Consider the following 2399-nt stretch of genomic DNA (forward strand, 5'->3'; position numbering starts at 1 on the left):
TTGGCATAAGGGAGAAAGAGTTCGTAAATTCCTCCTGAAAAATCGTAATCTCCACATTCATTATTTACCACCTTATCATCCAGAACTCAACTATCAAGAATCTCTTTGGAGGACCATGAGATACGAAGAGACGACCAATGTCTATTTTGAGACCCTATTCGATTTGGAGGTCTCTGTTTTCAAAAGATCACAACGCTGGAAACCACAAAAGATAATATCACTGTGTAAACTTATTTAAGTCGCTTGCTATAATTATGCCATGAGTGTTACCCATGTATCTCAGCCTCCGCATTTTCAAGACCTGACACCATGCCTTTACCACTAAAATAATTCAATTTTTATGATCTTGTAACTTCCCTCACACTAACCCTCTACTTAAAATCTACTTGCTGAACGTCGCTCACCACGCAAATACCACCAAACCTTTTCAACAAAGGCGTCACTGCAACAATTAAAGCTTCAGCCTGTACCTCGGGACAGACTACCATGATATAGCAGCTTGTCATTGAATCGATATAGCTTTCTTCATGGCTTTTCCCATGCTTCCCTCTCCCTGACACTCCTCTAATCATAGAATAACCCTTGATACCAACTTGCTCCATTTCCTTAATCATAACCCTAACATCCATATAGTTAGCGATAATCTCCACTTTTTTTGCCTTAACCACATAAATCCCTCCTTAACAGTCAAAATATTGCCATTTAGCATTACCTAGCAAGGTATTGGGCAAGCTGTAAATAAACCGGTAAACCTATGGCCATGTTAAAAGGAAAGGTAATGCCGAGCGCAGTGCCTAGATAAAGGGACGGGTTGGCTTCCGGCAAAGAAACCCGCATCGCTGCGGGAACAGTCACGTAAGATGCCCCCGCCGCTAGAGCGGCAAAAACAACGGCTCCCCCCGGACTCAAACCTAGAGAAGTAGCTACATAAACAGCCAACGTCCCGCTGACAAGCGCAAGGAGAATAGCTAGGGGAAGAATAAGCGGGCTGACAAACTTAAGCTCTTTCAAACGCGATGCTGCCAAAATGCCCATTTCTAACAAGAAAATGCATAAAATTCCCCTGAACATCCCGTAAAAAAACTTCATCTCCCTTTCCAATCTTTCCGGACCAACTATTAAACCGATGACTAACGAACCAAGCAAGACATAAACCCCGCTGTTCGTCAGGGACTCCACAATAATCGTGCTTAATTTCTTTCTGCCGCTACCTTCTAAACCTTTCGCCGGAGAACTAGACGAGACTAGTAACGAATTTTGTCGATCAATACCCCACTTACCCAAAGAAATAGCCATAATAATTGCGGGAGAATCCATAAACGGATAAAGCGCAGGAACAAATTTTTCGTAAGTAACCCTCAAGCTGTCAAGTAGAGAAATGGCTACCATCAAGGTTGCCGAACTTACCGCACCAAAACTTGCTGCCAGCGCGCCGGCGTTAGCCGAGTCTATCCGGAGTAGCTTGACAAGCAGAAAATAACTTGTGGCAGTAATCGATATCCCAAAGATTAAAGCAGTCAGCGCAAATGGAAATACTGCCAGAAGCCCGCCCTCCATTTGCGCGATTTCCGCCCCTGCCCTAATGCCAATGGACGCCATTAAAAAAATAACTACCCCACGCCCGACATCACCGGGAACTGATAAATCAGACTTACTGACGACAGCAATCACTCCAAGGAAAAAAAACAACACCGGAGCAGAGAAAAAATTAGTCAACATAACATCCCAAATATTATACACCGTACAATCATCCTCCCATTATAAAGAGATTTTGGTAACTTCTCTGTAGACGAAACCTGTCAGTCTTTAGCTGCTCATACCAACTATTTCCCGTTCGCAACTTGTGTATCTCCAAACGCAGAAATGCCCGCAGCGCATAAAGAAAGTGATTCTTCTGTGCCACCGCCTTCCGTACTTGCGCTCGCTCAATTCCGCAGCACTGCTTGATCCCCCGATGATATACCTCGATCCTCCACCCCTGGCTCTCCAAGTCCTCCCGACTAGCTTCGTCCATCTGAAGATCATCAGTCGCCCAGTATTGCCCGTCCCCGTTTTCAGAGACCGTCCGAAATACCTTGATGAACCCATATCCCTTCAGATGTACCACTCGTCCCTCTGGAGGAATCTTCGCTTGACTGAGGGGAATATTCCCTTCCCCATCAGGATTGACCAAACGGTTACTCTTCAGCCTTGTTAGCCAATGCCAGCCGTAATCTCGGACCCTCTTCAGATTTCCCAAGCTGGCATACCAAGTATCAAACAACACAAAGCTTGGCTCAAAGTCCCGTTCCTTAGCTTCCTTAAGCATCGCCTGGAAATGGTCGTTTTTGCTCTTACCGTCTTAGGTTTTGGCATAGACCCGAAAGTCGCAGGGGATGAGAGCTTTCCCATCGGTCCAA

Annotated in this window: 3 protein-coding genes and 1 pseudogene; 1 reads left to right on the forward strand and 3 read right to left on the reverse strand. The window is 45.3% G+C overall.

Translation table 11 applies throughout. The features are described from left to right. Positions 1 to 238 (forward strand): transposase (locus HW443_RS10630; protein WP_176238177.1); only part of this gene is annotated, 238 nt, incomplete at its 5' end. Positions 239 to 371: 133 nt separating this feature from the next. On the opposite strand, the gene HW443_RS10635 is transcribed toward HW443_RS10630, so the two are convergent. The 3 genes and pseudogenes from HW443_RS10635 to HW443_RS10645 all read right to left on the reverse strand — a co-directional run. Next, the gene (locus tag HW443_RS10635; protein WP_176232009.1) at positions 372 to 668 is read right to left on the reverse strand and encodes a DUF190 domain-containing protein; all 297 of its coding nucleotides are present in this window, start codon (positions 666 to 668) and stop codon (positions 372 to 374) included. Positions 669 to 708: 40 nt separating this feature from the next. Continuing rightward, on the reverse strand, positions 709 to 1740 hold the full coding sequence (locus HW443_RS10640) for a sodium-dependent bicarbonate transport family permease (protein ID WP_176236188.1): 1032 nt from the start codon (positions 1738 to 1740) through the stop codon (positions 709 to 711). 73 nt (positions 1741 to 1813) lie between these two features. Next, positions 1814 to 2399 (reverse strand): annotated as a pseudogene (locus tag HW443_RS10645) (transposase); the annotation flags it as partial.

Origin of the sequence: Candidatus Hakubella thermalkaliphila, assembly GCF_013281975.1 — a bacterium.
Lineage (GTDB): Bacteria > Actinomycetota > Humimicrobiia > Hakubellales > Hakubellaceae > Hakubella > Hakubella thermalkaliphila.